Origin of the sequence: Burkholderia sp. JPY481 (assembly GCF_038900515.1) — a bacterium.
Classification (GTDB): domain Bacteria; phylum Pseudomonadota; class Gammaproteobacteria; order Burkholderiales; family Burkholderiaceae; genus Paraburkholderia; species Paraburkholderia youngii.
Genome location: NZ_JAYMRT010000006.1, coordinates 1 through 16,266, shown reverse-complemented (window position 1 = coordinate 16,266; position 16,266 = coordinate 1). Strand labels below are relative to the sequence as shown.

The following is a 16,266-nucleotide window of genomic DNA, read 5'->3' as shown; positions in this document are numbered from 1 at the left end:
TCCCACTGCTAACGCCATGTACACACTCGGAATCAATGCGGTCTATCACGACAGCGCGGCCGCGCTGCTGCGTGACGGCGTGGTGCTCGCCGCCGCCGAAGACGAACGTTTCACGCACGTCAAGCACGCGAAACGTCCGGTGCCGTTCTCGACCTGGCAGCTGCCGTTCGACGCGATCGACTACTGCCTGAAAGCCGCCGGCATCACGCTCGCCGACATCGACCACGTCGCTTACTCGTACGACCCCGCGCTGTTCGGCGGCATGCCGAACAAGCCCGGCGCGACGATCGAGCTGCCGTTCGATCCGGCCGGCACGCGTCCGGACAATCCGTCCGCGTCGTCGTGGGACCCGCTCTTTCTCAGCTATATCGCGAACGCGAAGGGGCAGTTGCTCGACGGCGCGCCGCATCATCTGCGCAAGCGCTTCCAGGGTGTGGATCGCGAGCACGGCTTTGCGTGGCACTTCGTCGAGCACCATCTCGCGCACGAAGCGAGCGCGTTTCTCGCGGCGCCGTTCGACGACACCGCCGTGCTGACGATGGACGGCCGCGGCGAAGGCGTGACGACCAGCATGGGGCAATTCGTCGGCGGTGAGTACACGCGTCTGAAACAGGTCGAGTTGCCGCACTCGCTCGGCTTGCTGTACGAAGCGGTGACCGACTGGCTCGGCTTCCTCCACTCGTCGGACGAGTACAAGGTGATGGCGCTCGCGTCGTACGGCAAGCCGGCCTATGTCGACGTGTTTCGAGAGATCGTGAAGTACCGCCAGGACGGCAGCTATACCGTCGATGCGCCGCGTCTGACCGAGCGCTTCGGTCCCGCGCGCGAACGCGGCGGTCCTCTTGAGCAACGCCACTTCGATATCGCCAATTCGTTGCAGCGCGTGCTCGAGGAGACCGTGCTGGAACTCGCGCACTGGCTGCATCGGCAGACCGGTTTGAGCCGGCTCTCGATGGCGGGCGGCGTCGCATTGAACTGCGTGATGAACTCGAAGGTGCGCGATGCCGGGCCGTTCAGCGAAGTGTGGGTGCAGCCGGCGGCCGGCGACGCCGGCACCGCGCTCGGCGCGGCGCTGTGGACCGACTATCGCGAGCGTGCCGCGCGCGGCGAGCGCGAGCGTCGCTGGAAAATGGATCACGCGTATCTCGGGCCGGAATTCAGCGAAGCGGAAATCGAGCAGTTCCTGCGCTGGTCGAAAGTGCCGTACCGGCGCCTCGACGATATCGCCGGCGAGACCGCCGATCTGCTCGCGCAAGGCAAGGTGATCGGCTGGTATCAGGGCCGCACCGAATTCGGGCCGCGCGCGCTCGGGGCGCGCTCGATCCTCGCGTCGCCGATCGATCCGCACATGCAGGCGAAACTCAACGAGATCAAGGATCGCGAAGACTTCCGCCCGGTCGCGCCGGTCGTGATCGAAGAGGAAGCAAACGACTGGTTCGTGAACGGTCAAACCGCGCCGTTCATGCTGTTCATCTTCGACGTGCGCGCCGACAAGGCCGCGCGTATTCCCGCGGTGCGGCATGTAGACGGCACCGCGCGCGTGCAGACCATCAACCGCGCGCAGCACCCGCTGTACTACGACCTGCTGGCCGCGTTCAAGCAGCGCACGGGCGTGCCGATCCTCGTCAATACGTCGTTCAACACGCGCGGCGAGCCGATGGTGAATTCGCCGCGCGACGCGGTCGAGTCGTTCTGGACTTCGCCGCTCGACGCGCTCGTGATCGGCCCGTTCATCGTCGATAAGGCGGGGGGCCGCGTATGAACGCGTCGGTCATGTGTCCGGCGCCACTGCATGGCGGCGTGGCCGCGCGCTACAGCAGTGAGGATGCCGAGGAAACCGGCCGCACGCTGCGCACGCCGTCGTGCCCCGACGTGTCGGTGGTGGTGCCCACCTATCGCCGTCCCCAGATGCTCGCGAACTGCCTCGACGCGCTGTGCGCGCAGCAGTTCGCGCCCCATCGCTACGAGATCGTGGTCTGCGACGACGGTCCCGACGACGCCACGCGCGCCTGCGTCGAACGGTTCGCGCGCGAACAGGCGCCGCGTGGATTGGAGGTGCACTACCTGCCGGTCACGCGCACCCAGGGTCCCGCCGGCGCGCGCAACGCGGGCTGGCAGTATGCGCGCGCGTCGCTGATCGCCTTCACCGACGACGACACGCTGCCCGATCCGCACTGGCTGACGGCCGGCGTCGCGGCGCTCGCGTCCGGCGCCACGGCCGCCGCCGGCAGGATCGTCGTGCCGCTGCCCGAGCTACCCGAGTTGCCGACCGATTACGAAGCGGACGCGAGCGGCCTCGCGCGCGCCGAGTTCGCGACCGCGAACGTGTTCGTCACGCGCGCGGCGCTCGTCGCGACGGGCGGCTTCGACGAACGGTTCACGTCGGCATGGCGCGAGGATTCGGATCTGCAATTCACGCTGCTTACCGCCGGCGGCCAGATCGTGCGCGCCCGCGACGCGGTGGTCGTGCATCCGGTGCGGCCCGCGCGTTGGGGCGTCAGCATCGCGCAGCAAAAAAAGAGCCAATTCGATGCGCTGCTTTACCGCAAGCATCCCGAACTGTTTCGAACGCGCATCGGCTCGCGGCCGCCGCTGCTGTATTACGCGATTCTCGCCGCCGCGTTGCTCGCGATCGGCGCTGGGTTCGCGGATCTGCCGATTCTCGCGGGCGCGGGTGTGATCGCGTGGTGCTGGTTGACCGGCTATTTCTGCGCGCGTCGGCTGCGCGGGCGCAATCACGGCTGGCGCCATGTCGCCGAAATGATCTGGACGTCCATTCTGATTCCGTTCCTGTCGATCTACTGGCGACTCTATGGCGCCATCCGTTTCAAGGTGTTCTTTCCATGACCGCACCCTCGCTGCTGGCGGCGCTCGCGCCGCGCCGTATCGTCGTGTTTCGCGCGCTGCAGCTCGGCGACATGCTGTGCGCGGTGCCCGCGCTGCGCGCGCTGCGCGCCGCCGCCCCCGATGCGCAGATCGCACTGATCGGACTGCCGTGGGCGCGCGCGTTCGTCGAGCGCTATGCGGCGCTCGTCGACGAGCTGATCGTGTTTCCGGGCGCCGTCGGTTTTCCCGAGCAGCCCGAAACGGACGATGGCTTGCCCGCGTTCTTCGCGCGAATGCGCGACCGGCATTTCGATCTGGCGATCCAATTGCACGGCAGCGGCGGCGTCGCCAACGATCTGCTGCATCGACTCGGCGCGCGTGCCGATGCCGGCTTCGTGCAGCCCGATGAGGCCACGCGCGAAGGCTGCTTCATCGATTGGCCGGATGCGCTGCCGGAGCCGGAGCGCTATCTCGCGCTGATGAGCGCACTCGGCGCGCCGGTACGCGACCGGCGCCTGGCGTTCCCGCTCACCGCGCCCGACCTCGATGAGTTTGCCGCGCTGCGCGCGTATCACGGCATCGAAGACGAGCGGCTCGTGCTGATCCACCCCGGCTCGCAATTGCCGTCGCGGCGCTGGCCCGCCGAGCGCTTCGCGGCCGTCGCCGACCACCTCGCCGCCGACGGCTGGCAGATCGCGATCACCGGCACGGCCGCCGAAGCGCCGCTGACCTGCGCGGTGCTCGGCGCGATGAGCGCGCCCGCGCTGCATCTGGCCGGTGCGACGTCGCTCGGCGGGCTCGCGGCACTGACGGCGCATGCGCGGCTCGTGGTCTGTAACGACACCGGCATCTCGCACATCGCCGCGGCGGTGGCGACTGCGTCGGTCGTGATCGCGTGCGGCAGCGACACGCGCCGGTGGGCGCCGCTCGATCATGCACGGCATCGCGTGCTGGCCGACTATCCGGCGTGCCGGCCATGCATGTTCCGCGAGTGCCCGTACGGCCATCCATGCGCGCTGAACATCGGCGTCGATGAGGTGGTCGAGACCGCCCGCGAGCAGCTTGCGCGCGCGCCCGGCGCGCAGCCGGGCGCGCCCGGCAGTCTGCATGAGGGACCCGTTTCGTTGTTTTACGAGGAACTGCACCATGCTGCGTAATTGCCGCCGACTGCGCGTGCTGACCTGGCACGTGCACGGCAACTACATGTACTACTTGAGCCAGACGCCGCACGATTTCTATCTGGTGACGAAACCAGGTCATCCGCCCGGTTACGTCGGCAAGGTCGGCGTCTTGCCGTGGGGCGACAACGTGCACGAGATCGCGATCGACGACGTCGCCAATCACGAGTTCGACGTGGTGCTGTACCAGCATCGCACGCACTGGGAATACGACCGCGAGCACGTGCTGAGCGCCGCGCAGCGGGTCCTGCCGCGCGTCTACGTCGAGCACGATCCGCCGCAGGAAAACGCGTTCGCGCAATGGCATTGGGTGGACGATCCCGGCGCGCTGCTGGTCCACGTCACGCACTTCAACCGGCTGATGTGGGATAGCGGCGTCACGCCGACGCGCGTGATCGAACACGGCGTCGTGGTGCCCGACGGCGTGCGTTACAGCGGCGAGCTGCAGCGCGGCATCGTGGTCGTCAATCATCTCGCGCAGCGCGGCCGGCGGCTCGGCGCGGACGTCTTCAGCGAAACCCGCACGCGCGTGCCGCTCGATCTCGTCGGCATGGACGCGCAGCGGCTCGACGGCATCGGCGAAATCGGCAATCTCGATCTGGCCGCGTTCAGCGCGCGCTACCGCTTTTTTTTCAATCCGATCCGCTGGACCAGTCTCGGTCTCGCGATCGTCGAGGCGATGACGATCGGCATGCCGATCGTCGGTCTCGCGACCACCGAGCTCGCCACCGTGATCCGCAACGGCGAAAACGGCTTCGTGCATACCGACGTCGACGCGCTCGTCGACGCGATGCTCGGGTTGCTGCGCGATCCTGGCGAAGCGCGGCGGCTCGGCGAGGGCGCACGGCGCACCGCGCTGGAGCGTTTCCATATCGACCGTTTCGCGCAGGACTGGCACGACGCGCTGCTGCACGTCACCGCGTGACGCCACGCCGCTTTTCAACGCCAATGCGCTCCAACCACAGGATCACGCACCATGAAAGAACTCACCCGCAAGCGCATTCTGGTTACCGGCGGCGCCGGCTTTCTCGGCTCGCATCTGTGCGAACGGCTCGTCGCGCAAGGGCACGACGTGCTGTGCGTCGACAACTTCTACACCGGCACGAAGGACAACATCGCGCATCTGCTCGACTGTGCGAACTTCGAGCTGATGCGTCACGACGTAACGTTCCCGCTGTATGTGGAAGTCGACGAAATCTATAACCTCGCGTGCCCCGCCTCGCCGATTCACTACCAGTACGATCCGGTGCAGACCACGAAGACCAGCGTGCACGGCGCGATCAATATGCTCGGGCTTGCCAAGCGCGTGAAGGCGCGGATTTTCCAGGCCTCGACCAGCGAAGTGTATGGCGACGCGCTCGTGCATCCGCAGAAGGAAAACTACTGGGGCCACGTGAATCCGATCGGCCCGCGCTCGTGCTACGACGAAGGCAAGCGCTGCGCGGAAACGCTGTTCATGGACTATCGCCGCCAGCATGGTCTGTCGATCCGCATCGCGCGCATCTTCAACACCTACGGCCCGCGCATGCACCCGTCCGACGGCCGCGTGGTGTCGAACTTCATGATGCAGGCGCTGCGAGGCGAACCGCTGACCGTCTATGGCGACGGTACGCAGACGCGTTCGTTCTGCTACGTCGACGACATGATCGATGCCTTCATCCTGCTGATGAATAGCGCCAACGATCCGGGCGGCCCGGTCAACCTCGGCAACCCGCACGAAGTGTCGATGCGCGAGATCGCGCAACGCATCGTCGCGGTGACCGGCTCCGCTTCGCCGCTCGAAACGCAGCCGCTGCCGGCCGACGATCCGTGGCATCGGCAGCCGGACATCTCGCTGGCCACCAAACTGCTCGGCTGGCAGCCGGGCATGTCGCTCGATGAAGGGCTGCTGCGCACCGCGCATTATTTCCGCGCGCGCATCGAGGCGAGTCGGCCGACCCCGCCGCAGCAGGTGGGCGAACGAATCTCGTGACGCGCAACAAAAAGAAGCGACCGCGAAGGTCGCTCGGGGAGCAGTGCCACGGAGGCCGCTCAAAAGCCATGCCGCGAAGGGCGTGCGGGCTATGGCATTGGGTTCATGAGGAACGGATGGTCGACTCGGCGTCGCTCGTCAGCACCGTCATCGGTCCCGCGCTCAACGCGGCCGAGATGATCGCGAGGCGATCGGCCGGGCAATCGACCAGATCGACGCTCAGCGACTCGCGTCCGCCCGCGGTGCTCACGTGCGCGGACCAGCCGCACACTTGCGCATGATGTTCGATCAGGCTCTTCCAGACTGCGACGACTCGCAGTGATCCCGGGCTTGCATAAACAGTCAGACGTTTCACGTTCATGGCTTTCATACGGCATCGCGCCGCGCCTCGGGTCCGGATCTCAACGTTTGATAATGGTATGTAGGTTGAGGTTAGACGTGTGAACTTTCAGAGCAAAGCACATGCCCCTGTCCGTAACTGATCTGTTACGGACAGGGGCATGTGCGCGCACGTCAGGGCTATCTGGCGCTTTCCACACAATCGGCCGTGCGAAACGCGCCGTGCGGAATGCCCGAACGGCGATGCGGTAAGAACGGTACGAAACAGATCGGCAGGTATTTTCTACATCGCGGGCGTGTCCGCGCGAATGCGCATCACGGTCTGGCGCGAAGTGCCGAAGCGTCGCGCGACTTCGCTGACCGACTGTCCTCTGCCGAGGGATTGCAGCACGCGTTGGCGCTGTTGTTCGGACAGCGACGGCGGCCTGCCTGTGTGTTTGCCGCTAGCGCGAACGGCCGCGAGACTATCGCGGCTGCGCAGGCTGCGGCACGCGGCATCGAGCCGTACCAGCGCGCGCAGCGCCTTCACCGCGGACGGCTCGGGACGTCCGGCCAGATCGGTATGGCCGACTTCGACGCAACGCAGCGCCGCGCCGGCCTTCCGGCACTGCATCACGGTGGCGAGAATGTCGCGCGCATTGCAGCCGAGCGCAGCCAGCTCGAGCACAACGAGCGTGTCGCGCGGCGCGATGCGCCGGATCAGACTCTGCAGTTCGGGGCGTTCGCGTCCCTGTGTGTAGGTCGGCAGATCCTCGACCACGAGCCGCGCGAGCGTGACCATGTAGCCCGCCTTGTCGAGCCGGATCAGCGCCTGCTCATGGCGAAGCGCATCGTGCGCGCCGAACAGATAGATGTGTAGTTTTTCCACGTCGCCTTCGTAGTCACGATCCGCCATTCGCGGCGTTGTTTCACCAGGAATTCCGTTAGTTCGAGCGACGACGCTTGCACGCGTCGTCACTCATCGCGCTCAGGGCTGCCGCTGGCCGCCCTGATGCGTCGGAGGAGTCTGGTTCTGTTGCTGCTGTCCGCTGTCTCGGCCGGGTTGCGCCGGGTTCGACGGTTGTCGATTGGAATTCTTGTCCGAGGTCATGAGGTTCTCCTGTGTGAGATTGCGGGTGACCGTGGCTAACCACGGCCATCGTGACTAACTCGCAATCAGCGTTCCCGGTCGCTGCGCCGCCGCGTGAGACCGTTCGGCGCGGGCATGCAGGTGCCTCGAAATGAGGCTTCTGCTGTCGACGCAAGCGACCCGGAGAAGGAATTTTGGAAGTGTATCAATCGCGTTGAGCGTCCAATACGGTTGGCGTGGGTATTGGCGCGATTGAACTGTGATTGTGTGTGAGCAATGGACGCGCGGCATGTAGCGGCCGCGGAATCCGGCTGGCGGAAAGGAATGTAGCGCCTTGCTCAATGCCCGGCGCAAAGAGGCCGTCCGGAGACGAGCCGCCGCGAAGAAAGCGACGGCTCGCTCGCCCTTTACTGAACCTGGCTGCGCAGCGTCTTCGCGGCGGCAACCATGTTCGTCAGCGCGGGAATCACTTCAGCCCACTGGCGTGTCTTCAGGCCACAGTCCGGGTTCACCCATAGACGCTGTGCTGGAATGCGCTCGGCCGCCTTTTGCATCAATTGCACGATGTGCTGCTGCGTGGGGATGTTCGGCGAGTGAATGTCATAGACGCCAGGGCCGATCTCGTTCGGGTAGTTGAAGTCGTCGAATGCGGCGAGCAGCTCCATGTCCGAACGCGAGGTCTCGATCGTGATGACGTCCGCATCCATACCGGCGATCGACGCGATGATGTCGTTGAACTCCGAATAGCACATATGCGTGTGGATCTGCGTTTCGTCACGCACGCCGTTCGCGGTGATCCGGAACGACTCGACCGCCCAGCGCAGATACTCACCCCATTGCCCGCGACGCAGCGGCAGGCCCTCGCGCAGCGCGGCTTCGTCGATCTGCACGACGCGTACGCCGGCGTTTTCCAGGTCGAGCACTTCTTCGCGGATCGCCAGTGCGAGCTGGTAGCACGACACCGAACGCGGCTGGTCGTCGCGCACGAACGACCAGTTGAGAATCGTCACCGGGCCGGTCAGCATGCCCTTCATCGGCTTGTTCGTCAGCGACTGCGCGTAGCTGATCCATTCGACCGTCATCGCCCGCGGTCGGCTGATGTCGCCGAACAGGATAGGCGGCTTCACGCAGCGCGAACCATACGACTGCACCCAGCCGAACTGGCTGAACGCGTAGCCGTCGAGTTGCTCGCCGAAGTATTCGACCATGTCGTTGCGTTCGGCTTCGCCATGCACGAGCACGTCGAGACCCAGCGCTTCCTGTTCGCGCACGCTGCGCTCGATTTCCCGCCGCATCGCGTTCCGATAGCCTTCCCGATCGAGCGCGCCGCTCCTGAATTGGCTGCGAGCGTGGCGGATTTCCGCCGTTTGCGGAAACGAGCCGATCGTCGTGGTCGGGTATGCGGGTAGTTCGAGCAGCGCGGCCTGCTTCGCCGCGCGCTCGGCATAGGCATGCTGGCGATTGCCGAGATTCGCATCGATGCGCGCGAGCGCGGCCTTCACCGCCGGGTTGTTCACGCGCGGCGACTCGCGACGCGCGGCAATCGCGGCCGCATTGGCGGCGAGCTCATTGGCGACCATGTCGCGGCCGCCGTTCAGCGCGGTGGCGAGCACCTTCAGCTCGTCGAGTTTTTGCAGCGCGAACGCGAGCCAGGAGCGGATTTCCGCATCGAGCTTCTCTTCGCTCGCGAGATCGACCGGCACGTGCAGCAGCGAGCACGACGGCGCGAGCCACAAGCGATCGCCGAGTTGGCGCGCGAGCGGTGTGAGCCAATCGAGCGCGGCGTTCAGGTCGGTCTTCCAGATGTTGCGGCCATTGATCGCGCCGACCGACAGCACACTGTCCGGGGGCAGCTTGCGCGCGGCGAGCGCGACTTCGTCGCGTGCGTTGATTGCGTCGATGTGCAAACCGTCGACGGGCAAGCCGCACGCGAGTTCGAGGTTCTCTTTCAGCTGGCCGAAATAGGTAGCGAGCAGCAGCTTGACGCCCCGTTCCTCGAAGCCTTGATACGCGGTCACGAACGCGTCGCGCCATGCCGGATCGAGTTCGGTGACGAGCACCGGCTCGTCGATCTGCACCCACTCGACATCCATCACCTTGAAATAGTCGAGCAACGCGCGATAGACGGGCATGATGCGAGCCAACAGCGCGAGTTTGTCGGAGTCGTCCTTCGCCTTGCCCAGCCATAGATAGGTGATCGGGCCAATGATCACCGGCTTCGCCTTGACGCCCTGCTCACGCGCTTCACGCAACTGTTCGAGGAAGCCGGACGTGTCGAGGTTGAACGTCGTATCGGCGGTGAATTCGGGGACGATGTAGTGGTAGTTGGTATCGAACCACTTCGTCATTTCGCCGGCCGCGACGCCGCCGCAGCAGGCGGCGTGCTCTTCGGCACCCTGCGCCGAACGGCCGCGCGCGACGCGGAAGTAGTTGTCGAGCTTGTCGCCATGAAAGCCCTGCACGCGTGCCGGCAGATTGCCGAGCGTGAAGCTCATGTCCAGCACCTGGTCGTAGAACGCGAAATCGCCGACCGGTGCGAGATCGAGTTCTTTCTGGTCGTTCCAGTGACGCGCGCGCAGTTGGGCGCCTAGCGCCTTCAGTTCGTCGCGCGACGACTCGCCCTTCCAGTAGCGTTCGAGGCCGAACTTCAGTTCGCGTTTTGCGCCGATGCGCGGGAAGCCGAGATTATGTGTCGTGACCATGGAGGCTGCCTTCCGATGAAAAAATGCAAGGAACGATGTAAGGACTGGCAGCCATGATAGGGGCATCGTTCCATGAAGAAAAATGGCATTATTTCATTTATTCATTAGTTTCGTTCATTCGAGGTGACGAGTCGCGCGTTGCATCGCGGATGTGCAATGCCATGTTTTTTCGGCCATCACGCGTCGACAATCACTTCGAAACCGCCATAGATTAGCCGCTGGCCATCAAAAGGCATCGGGTCTTTATCTGGTTGCAGCCGCGGATCGGCCATTACCGCTTTCATTCCTTCGTCTCGCGACTGATGCGACGGCCAGACGACCCAGGAGAACACCACCGTCTCATCATCCTTGCGCTTGATCGCCATTGGAAACGACGTCACCTTGCCCTCCGGCACGTCGTCTCCCCAGCATTCGACCACCTTCAACGCGCCGTGCTCCTTGAAGACGGCCGCCGCTCTTTCGGCGAACTGTCTGTAAACTTCGCGGTTGGCTGTAGGCACGGGGACAACAAATCCATCGACGTAAGTCATTCGCAAACTCCTTTTTCCCATACGGACTATAGGTGCCGGTCGGCAACGCATCGCGACGCGACCGCCCATACGCACGACGAGCGGGGAGTCAAGAAATCGACAATAGATACTGGACTGTCGACAATACTGCCTACCGTGTCGAATGTCTCAAGGTGGCCGTTCCCGGCTTCCTTCCGGGTTTTTGCCCTCCTTTAACGAGATGCCGGGGTGCTGGGCGAAAAACAGACCAGGTGAATGGAGGCAATCGCTGGCTGTCCCGCCACTGGGCGGCCGGTGACTAGCAGCTAGCAGTCAATGGGTTAATGGCTCACCTGCCAGCGTAGGACCGGGTGACTCGTGCCGGCCGGAATGACCCACGCGCCGGTCGGTCCAAAGTCCCAGCCGACGAAGCTGGCCGGATCGCTCATCTGCGCGGTAGTGAGACCGTTGGATGCCGGCAGTTGCGGACCGGTGCCCGCGCTGACGCTGCGTGTCGTGGTCTGTTTGTCCCAGTAGACGTTGGACGCGAGCGGCACTCCAGCCGGTGAGCCCTGGACGGCGACGATGCCGCCATAAGTGCCATAATCTGGGCCCTGGAAGCTTGGTCCTAAGACTGCGCCCGACGCAAACGACTGCTCGATGAGGCCGTCATTTGAAAGAGCCAGTCCCCCAGCGCTGAATGGGCCGTACACTTGCCCCGTTGCATACGACTGCGAAATCGTTCCGTCGTTAGCGCCGACCAGACCGCCACCGGAGCCATGATTGCCGCCGCTCACCGGCCCTGTCGCATAAGATTGCACGATCGTACCGCCGTTGCCGCCGACGAGGCCGCCGAGGAGGCCGGCAGAACCGACGAACGCGCTGCTCCACGAGCGCTCGATCAGGCCGTCGTTGCGTCCCACCAGGCCGCCGAGCAACGCACCTTCGAACGCGCCGGAGCCGCGGCGGCCGGTAGTATAGGCGTAGGTAATCAAGCCCTGATTCTCGCCGGCCAAAATGCCAAGCGGGATCCCGCCCGGGAAATAGATATTGGTCGCGACCGTGGCGTTGGTCATCCCGACATTCCGCACGACACCGGTCGGCCCGATCGCGCCGAACAGTCCCATCGCCGGCTGCTCGGTGGAGCTCTGATCGAGCTGCATGAACCTGTCGATCACGTGGCCCATCCCGTCGAACTGGCCGGAAAACGGCGTGGTCGCATTGCCGAGCGAAGAGAAAGCGAAAGACGTATCGGTCGCACTGGCGTCGAGGTCTTTGCCGAGCGCATATGCGCCCCCGAGATCGAGCGCGATGTTCTGTAAATCGCCAACCGAATTGACCAGTTTGTAGCCGGTCACCTGGGTGATGAGACCGCTATACGGCGCTGCTGTCCATGCGCTGTTCGCGACGATCATGCCGGGAGTGTAGCTGCCGTTCATGTCGTAGAGCGCGCTGACGATGCCGGTACTTTTCGACCAGTCGATGGTCCCATCGCTGGTCATGCTGCCGCCGTTGTCGATGCCTGACGCGTCGGCGCGTAAGGTCAGGTTGCCCGTACCGTTGTTCGCGATGGTCGTACCCGACGTCACTGAGACGTGGCGGTACGCCGCGAGCGCGAGCGAAGCCGGACCTGACCAGCGCAGGCTCGACGCGACGCCCAGGTCGCCCGTCGCGCCGTTGGCGCCCGTCGTGGTGACGTTGACCGAGGTGCCGTCGTTCAGGCTGCGGCGCAGCGCGTGCGCGGCGGCATCATCGATCGTGAAGGCGGGGGTCAAGAGATTCCATTGGCCTGCATCGACCACTGTGTGCTTGCCGAACGTCAGTTGTGCCGCCTGGGTATCGACCGTTCCGCCGCTGCCGTCCGCGTTGCCTGCGGCGATCCTGCCGAGTTGGTCCACGCGGCCGCTGTCGGCCACCAGCCACACATGGCCATCGCGGCTGGCCGTGCCCGTCGCGCGGATGCGCGTGCCGCTGCCTGCGAGCGCATAGACGTTGCCGTCGGCGGCCTGCAGGCTGACCTGCGCGGCGGTTATCCGCCCGTTGTTGACGACCGTGCCCTGACTGCCCGTCTGAACGAACACCTGCCGGCTGCCCGCGGAGTCCTGCAACAGCAACTGGCCCCCTGTTGCCAGCTCCGCCGTGCCGTTGGGCGCTGCCACGGTGCCGGCGTTGATGACTGCGTGTCGCGCAATCAGGAACACATCGCCGCCGCTCGAACTGATCCTGCCAAGGTTGATCACGCTTGCATCGGAGTCGCCCGAAAGTGTGAGCGTGCTGCTGCCGCTCATGAATGCACTGTTGCAGACATCGAGGGTGGACGCGACGAAGCGGCCACCCGTGCTGATCACACCCGACGGACCCACGACGATGCCTTGCGGATTGATCAGATACAGGCTGCCTGTTGCACTGAGCATGCCGAGAATGGCCGAGGGCGAGCCACCTGTCACGCGGTTCAGGGTTGCGCCCGTGCCGTTGTTGAACGTCACGCTGTTGTGCCTGCCGATCGAGAAACTGTTCCAGTCGATCACGCCGCGCGTCGAACCCGGCTGCGTGATCAAAAGACCGTTGCCCTGGCTAGCTATCGTGCCCGTACCGGCGGTATATGTGCCGCCTTGCGGAAGGCGACCCGCGCCGAACGCAACAGGTGTCAGGGACAGTCCAGTCAGCGCAATGCCGACGGCAAGCCAGATGTGTCCGCGCGAGTGCTGTCGACACAGCGCGCGTCGCGGGGGCCAAGGTAGTTTCGAATGTGACATACAGCCCCCTTTCCGCTGCGTGCGGAATGGCTGCCGACAACCCGCAGAGCCGACCGGAAACGCATGAGTCGCCGTGTCTGAAGAATAGCAATCGGCGTCGCGAATGCATGCCGATATCTCAACGTTTTGCGCCGTCCAGTGCGGACTTTTGCCATCTCCTGGTGCCGCCCACACGCAAAGCGGCCGTTCAGCCAGGCTCCGCCGGGCGCTTTGTTATCGAAATGCCTGCCGGATCCCCAGCGCAATCATGAGCCCTCCACATGTGAGGTCGATCCATGCCTTCGCGCGACGATACGCCGTCGCAATCACCGTGTGCGATAGAACGAGCGCGACTGCTCCGTACCAGCATGTCGCTGATGCACCGACAGTAGCAAGCATCGCGAAGAACGTCGGCATGGAAACGTGGGTGGGCACCGCTGAGGAAAACACCGCCGCATAAAAGGCGATGGACTTCGGGTTCGCGATATTTGTCGCGATACCTTGCAGGAACGCGGCACGAAACAGAGGCGCCTTCGTTGGGTGGCGCGCTCCTGATGGGGTTGCCCGTGCCGACACAACGAGCCGCAGCCCGAACCAGATCAGATAGGCCGCGCCAGCAAGCCTAACGCCGACGGCGAGCCACGGGAAAATAGCGAACACCATTCCGATGCCAAGGATGGCGCAAGTCGCCCAGAACAGATTCACCGTCACGATTCCGGCGACAAGCGCGAGCGCATCGGAGCGTCTGCCGGCGACCGCCTTGTGAGTGACTGCGACGAAGTTCGGCCCGGGTATGACGACACCCGCCGCATACACAGAAAAGACTATCGCGATAGCAAACCAATCAACCATTGGCAGCCTCAGTGAAAAGTGGCTGTACACAACGTGGAGTTGCTTCATCGGCTAGTATTCTGAAGCAATTCACGACTGCCCGCTGCTGGCCGACTCCGGAAGCAGCAGACCAAACGCTCAATCGCTGGACGTGCGATTCGTACGCTCGCAAGCATGGCGTCACTGAACTCCAACCTTGTTCGCTCCCAACCCCACGCGATGCAAGGCTCCGCCCAGACCCAATATTTCAAGGCAAACACAGCCGCGGATGCAAAGTTGAGCGCTTTCTCGTCCTGGTGAGGGTGGAAGGAACCGAAGGCCGGTGAGGCCGCAATCTCTTGCTTGCGATATGCGCTTCCGAGTCCTGAGTGGAAAGTGCCGGAGTTCCTTAAATCAGCTCGCCCCCCGTTGCCAAGGGGCACAGGCTCTGCGATATTGAGCACCATTTCAATCCGAGGGAAGCATGGTCACTGTCAAGACAAAAGACTGGGGATTGCAGTTCAAGCACCTGGAGGCGCACATTGGTAACGTCGCCGCAGCCGTGAAGCAGCATGAGGCTGACCTCAAGGATGAATTGTCCAAAGTGGCGGCAGGAGGCGGGCAGCATGCCTATGCACGGCACGGCTGGCAGACGGGCTGGCAAGCGCAGATGGTGCGCGCGGTTGCGGGAAAAACACCAGATCAAGCCTTTGATCCCTATGGCTGCAATCCCGAGATTCGTACCTGGGGTCGAGTCATGATCGCAGACCCCGCTGGTCTGGTGATCGGACACTACGGACTCGGTGCCGATGGTCGTCGCGTAGTGGCACCGGTTCAACCCACCTTCACGCCCCTGCCTGATACGGCAGCTCCCCCGAAGGGAGCATCCGCAGGCCACTTCATTTCGCCCATGGCCCAGCACCTGGCGATGACCTCCAGCAAGACCAAACTGAAGGCCTGGGGAGTTTGGACACGTGCGCAGCGGAAAAAGGGTACTTCGACAGCATTCCACGGCGTTCGGCGTGTTGCCTTGACAGTGAAAGGCCCCGGTCCCCTGCTTGGCTTGGGCTTCAATCTCCCGAAAACGGCAACGCCCCGATCCGAAGAAGAGGCCCGCTGGCTGCTGGAGGCATTCGAACGACGCGCAACCTTCAAACAGGTGATGGATGGTTGTCCATTCAGCTCGGCGCAAGCGCGCAAATCTCTCCAGATTGCCCTGGAAACGCTGCACCACGGCTCTACGCTAGCGCTGCGATCGTTGAACCCCATCGCATTTCCCCAGCTATCCAGCTTTTTCGACGCTCTGGAACTCGAAGTCCAAGGCAGCTACGGTGTGCTCAGCGTCTGGGATCGCGTGGCATCTCCCACGGGCTGGAGCCTCGTGACAGCCTATGCCACGGGCGGCCCAACGCTTACGGAACAGATTGAACTCAGCGTGGACGGGAGCAGCAAGCCTGACGGGACCCTCACCGGCATGGTTTCCGACGGAGTGAAGACGAAAACCGGCACCGTTAAAGACGGCAAAGTTATCTTGACCTGACTGCCCCCCGATGGTTTGAAGAGTGCCTTACCTACATGTCGGCGGATTCAGGCAAGTGCGTCCGGATCTCGCGTGACAGATGTTCAGGCAGTGGCTTGCGCGGTGCCTGTTCCGCGGCTGTGCGCGGCGTTGTGAATCGACCGTTTCCTGCGGTGTGAGCACTGCGCGTCACGCTCACGCAGCGCCCTCTCCTGGCTGAGCAGCATGGCCTTCAGCGTTTCGACATCGGCGGGAAGTGGGTTCGCGCGCGTCATGCGGGCAGTTTACGCGCCGGCAACGGCGTTTACAACGCTGAGGTCGGTCGAGCCGTTCTCGTCAGTTGCCGCCAGTCGATGCCTTCCAGCAGCATTGATAGTTGCGCCGGGCTCAGGCTAATGACGCCGCCATCGGCTTGAGGCCATACGAAGCGCCCCTTCTCGAGTCGCTTCATCAGCAGGCACATCCCATCGCCGCTCCACCACAGCACTTTCAATAGATCGCCAAACCACACGACATTCAACATACCGATCGCAAATTGTGGTGATCGCATACCGCTGGCACCCCGCCTACGGCCAGGAATACAGGCTGGTCCGCCGCACTGGGCGCCGCGGGAATCAGATGGTTCACC

At 64.0% G+C, this 16,266-nt stretch carries 14 protein-coding genes and 1 pseudogene; 6 read left to right on the top strand and 9 right to left on the bottom strand.

The window, feature by feature from the left end:
* Positions 1 to 16: 16 nt before the first annotated feature.
* From VSR82_RS16525 to VSR82_RS16505, 5 genes are read left to right on the top strand one after another with little or no spacing between them, the layout of a single operon-like run.
* Positions 17 to 1,762, top strand: a complete 1,746-nt coding sequence (locus VSR82_RS16525) for a carbamoyltransferase family protein (protein ID WP_429462732.1) — start codon at positions 17 to 19, stop codon at positions 1,760 to 1,762.
* Complete coding sequence (locus tag VSR82_RS16520) at positions 1,759 to 2,847, top strand: glycosyltransferase family 2 protein (RefSeq protein ID WP_429462733.1); 1,089 nt, start codon at positions 1,759 to 1,761, stop codon at positions 2,845 to 2,847. The genes VSR82_RS16525 and VSR82_RS16520 overlap by 4 nt, the downstream gene beginning before the upstream one ends.
* Positions 2,844 to 3,983: a glycosyltransferase family 9 protein gene (locus VSR82_RS16515; protein ID WP_429462734.1), complete on the top strand. Its 1,140-nt coding sequence runs from the start codon at positions 2,844 to 2,846 to the stop codon at positions 3,981 to 3,983. The genes VSR82_RS16520 and VSR82_RS16515 overlap by 4 nt, the downstream gene beginning before the upstream one ends.
* A complete protein-coding gene (locus VSR82_RS16510) occupies positions 3,973 to 4,929 on the top strand; it encodes a glycosyltransferase family 4 protein (protein ID WP_498857924.1) in 957 nt (318 codons plus the stop codon). Before VSR82_RS16515 ends, VSR82_RS16510 begins: the two co-directional genes overlap by 11 nt.
* A 51-nt stretch (positions 4,930 to 4,980) precedes the next feature.
* Positions 4,981 to 5,976: a UDP-glucuronic acid decarboxylase family protein gene (locus VSR82_RS16505; protein WP_429462736.1), complete on the top strand. Its 996-nt coding sequence runs from the start codon at positions 4,981 to 4,983 to the stop codon at positions 5,974 to 5,976.
* A gap of 103 nt (positions 5,977 to 6,079) precedes the next feature.
* On the opposite strand, the gene VSR82_RS16500 is transcribed toward VSR82_RS16505, so the two are convergent.
* The 7 genes from VSR82_RS16500 to VSR82_RS16470 form a co-directional block, all read right to left on the bottom strand.
* A complete protein-coding gene (locus tag VSR82_RS16500) occupies positions 6,080 to 6,346 on the bottom strand; it encodes a hypothetical protein (protein WP_368584238.1) in 267 nt (88 codons plus the stop codon).
* 252 nt (positions 6,347 to 6,598) lie between these two features.
* A complete protein-coding gene (locus VSR82_RS16495) occupies positions 6,599 to 7,210 on the bottom strand; it encodes a recombinase family protein (protein WP_410842502.1) in 612 nt (203 codons plus the stop codon).
* A 72-nt stretch (positions 7,211 to 7,282) separates the two neighbouring features.
* Positions 7,283 to 7,405: a hypothetical protein gene (locus VSR82_RS16490; protein ID WP_013094087.1), complete on the bottom strand. Its 123-nt coding sequence runs from the start codon at positions 7,403 to 7,405 to the stop codon at positions 7,283 to 7,285.
* A gap of 386 nt (positions 7,406 to 7,791) precedes the next feature.
* Complete coding sequence (gene metE / locus VSR82_RS16485; RefSeq protein ID WP_429462738.1) at positions 7,792 to 10,086, bottom strand: 5-methyltetrahydropteroyltriglutamate--homocysteine S-methyltransferase; 2,295 nt, start codon at positions 10,084 to 10,086, stop codon at positions 7,792 to 7,794.
* 176 nt (positions 10,087 to 10,262) lie between these two features.
* On the bottom strand, positions 10,263 to 10,616 hold the full coding sequence (locus VSR82_RS16480) for a DUF1428 domain-containing protein (RefSeq protein WP_008920469.1): 354 nt from the start codon (positions 10,614 to 10,616) through the stop codon (positions 10,263 to 10,265).
* Between the two features lie 299 nt (positions 10,617 to 10,915).
* Positions 10,916 to 13,330, bottom strand: coding sequence for a two-partner secretion domain-containing protein (locus VSR82_RS16475; RefSeq protein ID WP_429462739.1), 2,415 nt, complete (start codon positions 13,328 to 13,330; stop codon positions 10,916 to 10,918).
* Between the two features lie 213 nt (positions 13,331 to 13,543).
* A complete protein-coding gene (locus tag VSR82_RS16470) occupies positions 13,544 to 14,161 on the bottom strand; it encodes a LysE family translocator (RefSeq protein WP_429463636.1) in 618 nt (205 codons plus the stop codon).
* Positions 14,162 to 14,603: 442 nt separating this feature from the next.
* Here VSR82_RS16470 and VSR82_RS16465 point away from each other — a divergent pair, with 442 nt between their 5' ends.
* Positions 14,604 to 15,659 (top strand): hypothetical protein, encoded by a 1,056-nt coding sequence (locus tag VSR82_RS16465; RefSeq protein WP_368584242.1) that lies wholly within the window; start codon positions 14,604 to 14,606, stop codon positions 15,657 to 15,659.
* 40 nt (positions 15,660 to 15,699) lie between these two features.
* Here the strand turns inward: VSR82_RS16465 and VSR82_RS16460 are convergent.
* Together VSR82_RS16460 and tnpB are read right to left on the bottom strand one after the other, a co-directional pair.
* Positions 15,700 to 15,913: pseudogene (locus tag VSR82_RS16460) on the bottom strand (IS66 family transposase); the annotation flags it as partial.
* Between the two features lie 29 nt (positions 15,914 to 15,942).
* On the bottom strand, positions 15,943 to 16,266 hold a 324-nt coding region (tnpB, locus tag VSR82_RS16455; protein ID WP_498857923.1), incomplete at its 5' end, for an IS66 family insertion sequence element accessory protein TnpB.